This window comes from Limnohabitans sp., assembly GCF_017848645.1.
In the GTDB taxonomy this organism is placed as follows: domain Bacteria; phylum Pseudomonadota; class Gammaproteobacteria; order Burkholderiales; family Burkholderiaceae_C; genus Limnohabitans_A.
In genome coordinates, this window is the sequence record NZ_JAFEIF010000005.1 from 77,444 (window position 1) to 83,845 (window position 6,402).

Annotated in this window: 5 protein-coding genes and 1 other RNA gene; 1 reads left to right on the plus strand and 5 read right to left on the minus strand. The window is 64.5% G+C overall.

The window, feature by feature from the left end:
- Positions 1–5: 5 nt before the first annotated feature.
- Positions 6–1,832, minus strand: coding sequence for an NAD(P)/FAD-dependent oxidoreductase (locus QZ190_RS01665; protein ID WP_291912811.1), 1,827 nt, complete (start codon positions 1,830–1,832; stop codon positions 6–8).
- A 42-nt stretch (positions 1,833–1,874) separates the two neighbouring features.
- Positions 1,875–2,795, minus strand: coding sequence for a cysteine synthase A (gene cysK / locus QZ190_RS01670; protein WP_291912813.1), 921 nt, complete (start codon positions 2,793–2,795; stop codon positions 1,875–1,877).
- 155 nt (positions 2,796–2,950) lie between these two features.
- On the opposite strand from cysK, the gene rnpB reads away from it, so the two are divergent.
- Positions 2,951–3,303: RNase P RNA component class A (gene rnpB / locus QZ190_RS01675), an RNA gene on the plus strand.
- 69 nt (positions 3,304–3,372) lie between these two features.
- On the opposite strand, the gene QZ190_RS01680 is transcribed toward rnpB, so the two are convergent.
- From QZ190_RS01680 to QZ190_RS01690, 3 genes are all read right to left on the minus strand, one after another.
- Entirely contained in the window at positions 3,373–3,894 is a 522-nt protein-coding gene (locus tag QZ190_RS01680; RefSeq protein ID WP_291912815.1) for an Rrf2 family transcriptional regulator, read from the minus strand.
- Positions 3,895–4,078: 184 nt separating this feature from the next.
- The gene (locus tag QZ190_RS01685) at positions 4,079–4,774 is read right to left on the minus strand and encodes a S4 domain-containing protein (RefSeq protein ID WP_291912817.1); all 696 of its coding nucleotides are present in this window, start codon (positions 4,772–4,774) and stop codon (positions 4,079–4,081) included.
- Between the two features lie 28 nt (positions 4,775–4,802).
- On the minus strand, positions 4,803–6,401 hold the full coding sequence (locus QZ190_RS01690; protein WP_291912819.1) for an MBL fold metallo-hydrolase: 1,599 nt from the start codon (positions 6,399–6,401) through the stop codon (positions 4,803–4,805).
- Position 6,402: the final 1 nt, after the last annotated feature.

The following is a 6,402-nucleotide window of genomic DNA, read 5'->3' on the forward strand; positions in this document are numbered from 1 at the left end:
CGGGCTCAAGTGGGCGACATCAGTGCCCGCGCCATCGACTCGGCCACCTTGATGCCGTCCACCCCCGCCGACAAAATGCCGCCCGCGTAACTGGCGCCTTCGCCCGCCGGGTACAGGCCTTGGGTGTTGGTGCTTTGGTGGTTGTCGCCTCGCGGAATGCGCAGGGGCGAGGAGGTGCGCGTTTCCACCCCGGTCATCACCGCATCCGCCATGTCGTAACCTTTGATCTTGCGGCCAAACACGGGCAGTGCTTCGCGCATGGCGGTCACCGCGTAGCCCGGCAACACATCGGCCAAGTCAACCAGCTTCACGCCGGGTTTGTAGGACGGCAACACGCAGCCCCAGGTGGTGGAGGGGCGCTGCGCCAAAAAGTCGCCCACCAGTTGGCCGGGCGCTTCGTAGTTGCTGCCGCCCACCTCAAAGGCGCGGGTTTCCAGTTCACGCTGCAGCACGATGCCCGCCAGCGGGTGCGCTTGGGGGGGCTGCAGCGCAGCCAAGGCCTGGGCTTCTTGCGCCAGTTGTGCGCCGTCTTGCTCGCCAAAGGCGGCTTGCCAAGCGGCGGTGTCCAGCGGGTAATCGGGTGGGTCGATGGCCACGACCATGCCCGCGTTGGCATTGCGCTCGTTGCGCGAGTACTGGCTCATGCCGTTGGTGACCACGCGGCCCGGCTCGCTGGTGGCGGCGACCACCGTGCCGCCGGGGCACATGCAAAAGCTGTAAACCGCGCGGCCATTTGCCGCGTGGTGCACCAGCTTGTAATCGGCTGCGCCCAGCAGCGGGTGGCCCGCGTGGCGGCCCCAGCGGGCTTGGTCGATCACGCTTTGTGGGTGCTCGATGCGCACGCCAATCGAAAACGCTTTGGCCTGCATGGCCACGCCCCGGCGGTGCAGCATGACAAAGGTGTCGCGCGAGCTGTGGCCCAGGGCCATGACGGCGTGGCGGGTGTGCAGGGTGTGCAGGGTGTGGTGCTCGCCCGTGCGCAGGTCTTGCACCTGCAGACCGGTGAGCTGCTGGCCGTCAGCGGTGGGCGCGAGCAGCACATCGCTCACGCGCTGTTCAAAGCGAATCTCGCCGCCCAGCGCGATGATTTGCTCGCGGATGTGCTCGACCACCTTGACCAGCTTGAAGGTGCCGATGTGCGGGTGGGCGGCGTAGAGGATGTCAGGGGGGGCGCCGGCTTTGACGAATTCGTCCATCACCTTGCGGCCCAGGTGGCGCGGGTCCTTGATTTGGCTGTAGAGCTTGCCGTCAGAGAAAGTGCCTGCGCCGCCTTCGCCAAACTGCACATTGCTCTCGGGGTTGAGCACCTTTTTGCGCCACAGGCCCCAGGTGTCCTTGGTGCGTTCACGCACGGGCTTGCCGCGCTCCAGCACGATGGGCTTGAAACCCATTTGCGCCAGCGCCAAAGCGGCGAACATGCCGCACGGCCCAAAGCCCACCACCACCGGGCGCTCGCCTTCTTCCGTGCCAAAACTGGCCGGGGCCTGGCAAGGCGGGTGCCAAGCCATGTCGGGCGTGGGCTGGATGTGGGGGTTCTTTTCAAACTGCTGCAGCAAGCGGTTTTCGGTCTGTGCGTCAAGCAGCGACAGGTCGACGATGTAGACCGCCAGCAAGTCGGCCTTGCGGGCGTCAAAGCTGCGTTTGAAGATCTGCACAGTGGCGATGTCGGCGGCGCTGATGCCCAGGGCCTGGGCCGCCAGTTGGCGCAAGGCCGCGATGGGGTGCGGCGTGGGCAGGCGGTCTTCGTCGGTTTCGGACGGCGCGTCGGCCGCGCGGCGCGATTCAATCGGCAGGACCGATAAGGGGAGTTTGAGTTCTGAAATCCGGATCATGGCAACCTCTGTGGCTTGTGGTTATCAAGCAAGAAGCGGTGATTATCCTTGAGGCAAGAAGCCATCGACCGACAAATAACGCTCGCCCGTGTCGTAGTTGAAGCCCAGCACGGTGGCCCCGGCGCGCAAGTCGGGCAGTTTTTGGGCGATGGCTGCCAAGGTGGCACCCGATGAAATGCCGACCAACATGCCTTCTTCGCGGGCCGAGCGGCGGGCGTACTCGCGGGCCGCTTCGGCCTCGACCTGAATCACGCCGTCGAGCAGGCTTGTGTCCAGGTTTTTCGGAATGAAGCCCGCGCCAATGCCTTGAATGGGGTGGGGTGCGGGCGCACCACCCGAGATCACAGGCGAGGCAGCAGGCTCGACTGCAAACACTAGGAGATTCGGGAACTTGGCCTTGAGCACGCGGGCCACACCCGTCAGGTGGCCGCCTGTGCCCACGCCCGTGATGAGGGCGTCGATGCCATCGGGGAAGTCAGCCAGGATTTCCTGTGCGGTGGTGCGCACATGCACCTCGATGTTGGCTGTGTTTTCAAACTGTTGGGGCATCCAAGCGCCCGGGGTGCTGGCCACCAAGGCCTGGGCCCGGGCAATCGCCCCTTTCATGCCTTCGGCGCGGGGCGTCAGGTCAAAACGGGCGCCGTAGGCCAGCATCAGGCGGCGGCGCTCGACGCTCATGCTGTCGGGCATGACCAGCACTAGCTTGTAGCCCTTGACGGCTGCCACCATGGCCAGGCCAATGCCGGTGTTGCCCGAGGTGGGCTCGACGATGGTGCCGCCTGGCTTCAAGGCACCCGAGCGCTCGGCGGCTTCAACCATGGCCAGCGCGATGCGGTCTTTGATGGAGCCGCCGGGGTTGCTGCGTTCGGATTTGATCCAGACATTCGCGCCCGTGCCAAACAGGCGTTGGATGCGCACATGGGGGGTGTGGCCGATGGTGTCGAGAATGGAGTGGGCTTTCATGCGGTTTCCAAGGGGTGGCGGGAGGCTTGCATTGTGCGTGAGGGGGCGTGGTTTGAATGTCTTGTGTGGCACAAACGTGGCATCAACGTGGTACAAAGCGCCCGCTGGAAACACCCCGGGGCCCGCGCCCTGCGCTCAGGCGATAATCACCCGGTGAAGCACGCCAGACCGTCGCTGGTGCAATCTCCGAAAGGAGGCACTGGAGGAACGTCCGGACTGCACAGGACAGCGTAGGAGGTAACACCTCTCCACCGTGAGGTGAGGATCAGAGCAACAGAGACGAGCCGATTGAGTTCGGGTGAAACGGGCAATCTCTACGCGCAGCAATACCAAGTAGGCCTTCCTGAAGGGGTGCGGTTCGCCGCATGCTTTCTCCCTGTGGTTCCGCGGGGTGAGTTGGCGGGTAGGTAGCACCGAGCCGGGTGGGCAACCCCCGGCCCAGAGTAATGGCGGTCACGCAGCGGGCAACCGCTGTGCACAGAATCCGGCTTATCGGCGGGCTTCACACTTTTTTCTCAGGGCGCAGCCCACAAAAAAACCCGCCGAAGCGGGTTTTTTTGTGGGGGCTTGAAGCCGCTCAGCCGCGAGAAGGCATCAGGCTGCCAGCCAGGGCAAACACCGAATTGGGCGCGGTGATCTTCAAGGCGCTTTTGGGCTTGGCAAACACGCCGCGCTTGACGGCTGGCTGCGGTGCAGGCTCGACGGTCACACCTTTGGTGCGTTGCTCGGCCACCAGTTGGCGCAAGCTGATCGACTGCAGGTGGGTCAGCATTTTTTCGTTCAGGCTGGCCCACAACTCGCTGTTCATCCAGCCGCCTTCGGCAGCGGCTTCTTCTTCGGTGGGGGCATCGACCGCGCCCACGATGTCGGCCATGGTGATTTTTTCAGCATTGCGCGACAGCGAATAACCGCCGCCGGGGCCACGGGTGCTCTCGACCAGGCCATGCTGGCGGAGTTTGCTGAACAGTTGTTCCAAGTAGGACAGGGAAATCTGGTGGCGCGTGCTGATGGCGGCCAGCGAAACGGGGCCACGGTCTTCACGTAAGGCCACATCGATCATGGCGGTGACGGCAAATCGGCTTTTGGTGCTCAAACGCATGCTGGGCTCCTTTCTGCGTTTTGGTGGCCTGCAAAAGCAGGCCATCCTGTGGGGTCAAGACTGCATTGTGTGCAGGGGTGACTGAACGGTCATTTTCTCAGACTGTATTGCTAGGTGGTGATAAACCGGGCTTATTCAAGGGTAAATCCGCCTTTTTTAGCCCTTTTGGCAGATTAAAAACAGATTAAAACCGTTCATGGCTTTCCGTCTGCCGCCATTGCCCCGGCTCCAGGGGGGCCAAACCTATGCGGCCCACGCGTTGGCGGCGCAGGTCCTGCAGGGGGCATTGTTCGTCCAGCCAGCGGCCCAACTCCAGCCCATCGATGTCTTTGCCCGCGATGCGCAGCACCGTGAGTTGCTCGGTCTGGCGGTTGATGCTGGCGCGGATGCCGGGGCCGTTCAGGGCCTTGATCAGGCCCTCTGGCACTTCGCCGCCCACGGTGGCCATCCATTCTTGTTCCATGGGGCTGCGGCGGTCTTCCAGGTGGCGCAGCACAGCCACGTCGTCTGTGAAGATGCACAGCCCGCTGGCCGGCTTGGCCAGTGGGAGGGGCATTTGCATCTTGGCCAGACGCTCGGGGCCCCACAGGCCGGGTTGGGGGGCTTTGAGGCCCACGGTGTCCTGCAGCCAGGCCAGGTTGGCCACCCGGTGGGCGGGTTTGAACAGCACCAGGGTCATGGGGGCCAGTGCCGCCATGGAGACCAGGCGGTTGACTTCAACAGTTTGCTCGGGCCGCACACGCCGGGCCGGGTCGGTGACCACTTTGCCCGCCACTTGCACACCACCGGCCACGATCAGGGCTTCGGCTTCGCGGCGCGAGCAGTTTTGCTCGGCGGCCACGCGTTTGGCCAGGCGGATGCCTTCTTCAGAGGAAATCATCGATGCTTTCAAAAATACTCAAAGCGAATCAAGACAGGGCTTGTTCGCGGATGTGGTCCACATGCGCTTGCAGCGAACGTGCCGCCACGGGCCACAGGCGTGGCGGCACGTCGTCGTAGGCTTTTTCCACCCACTCTTGCAAGCTGCCTTGGGGCAGGGCCTGCATGGCGGCGGCAATTTTGGCTTCGCGCTTCAAGCGGTGCGCCTTCAGGTGCGTGATGGCCTGGTGCGCAAAACCCAACACATGGCCGTGCGCGGGCAAGATGAATTCGATGTCCCCGGCTTCGCAGGCCGCAGCCAGTTTGTCCAGTGAATCCAGATAGTCGCCCATGTGGCCGTCGGGTGGGTCGATCACGGTGGTGCTGCCGTTGAGCACATGGTCACCCGAGAACAGCAGACCGTCTTCTTCGAGCACCAGACACAGGTGGTTGGCCGCGTGGCCGGGGGTGTGCACCACGCGCAGGGTGTGGGTGATTTCGCCGTCCACGCCAATGCCTTGCAAGACCAGTTTTTCACCGTCGGCCAGCTCGCGCTCGGGGGTGAAGCGGCTGTTGGCGCGGGCGGTGGGCTTGGAGGCCAGGCCCAGGATGGGCGGCTTGTGGGTGCACAGCGCCTGTAACGGGGCCGCGCCGGGGGAATGGTCCGGGTGTGAGTGGGTGCACACAATGGCTTTGATCTGCCCGCCTGCGGCACGCCAGATGCGTTGCAGGTGCGCGTCGTCGGCCGGGCCGGGGTCAATGGCGATGTAGCCCGTGTTCGGGTCGCCCACCAAATAACTGTTGGTGCCGGGGCCGGTCATCACGCCGGGGTTGGGGGCGGTCAGGCGCTGCACGTTTTGGAGCAGCGGCACGGCTTGGTCGGTTTTCCAGTCCAGGTGGTGGTGGATTTGCCCATCGGGCGTGACCAAGGCCAGCTCGCCAAACGGGGCTTCATGCTCCATGTAACGTGCTTCGTTGCCCGCCAGCCAGCCGGCACGGGGGCAGCTGGTCCAAAGCGGTTCATCGTTGACGGCGCAGGCTTGCAGCACCGCGTCGACGTTGGCAAAGGCTTTGAGGCGCTCCAGCGTGCGGATGGTCGGGTAGACCATGAAGAAATCGCCCGCTTCGTGGCGGCTCAGCGCGTCAGCCGGGCGCACCCAGACCGGCTCGAACTGCTCGGACTCGTCGGCCACCGGGGTTTGGCCTTCGGGCATGCGGGCCACCAAAAAAGGCACGTCAAAGCGCCGCGGCAGGTCGCGGTCGGTGATCCAGTGGGCCAGCACAAAGACCTGCTCAGCGGCCAGCGTCAGGCCTCGGGCCTGGCATTGGGCGGCAAAAGGGCCTTGTCGGTCGATGGCGGCGATGTCGTCGTGGTTGGCCCAGCGCCCGTCGGCATGGCGGGCGAACAAGACGCCCAGCTCTTCAAAGCTCTCGCGGATGGCCGCAATCGCTTGCGTCAGGTGCAGGTCGCTTTGCTTGGGGCGGCGTTGCGCCAGGCTGTGCGCCTGGGCATCGGCGGCGTCGATGCCGCCACCCGGGAACACATAGGCGCCGGGTGCAAAACTGGCCGTCATCGAGCGGCGGGTCATCAGCACTTCGATGCCTTGCGGCCCGTCGCGCAGCAGCAGCACGGTGGCGGCGGGGCGCAAG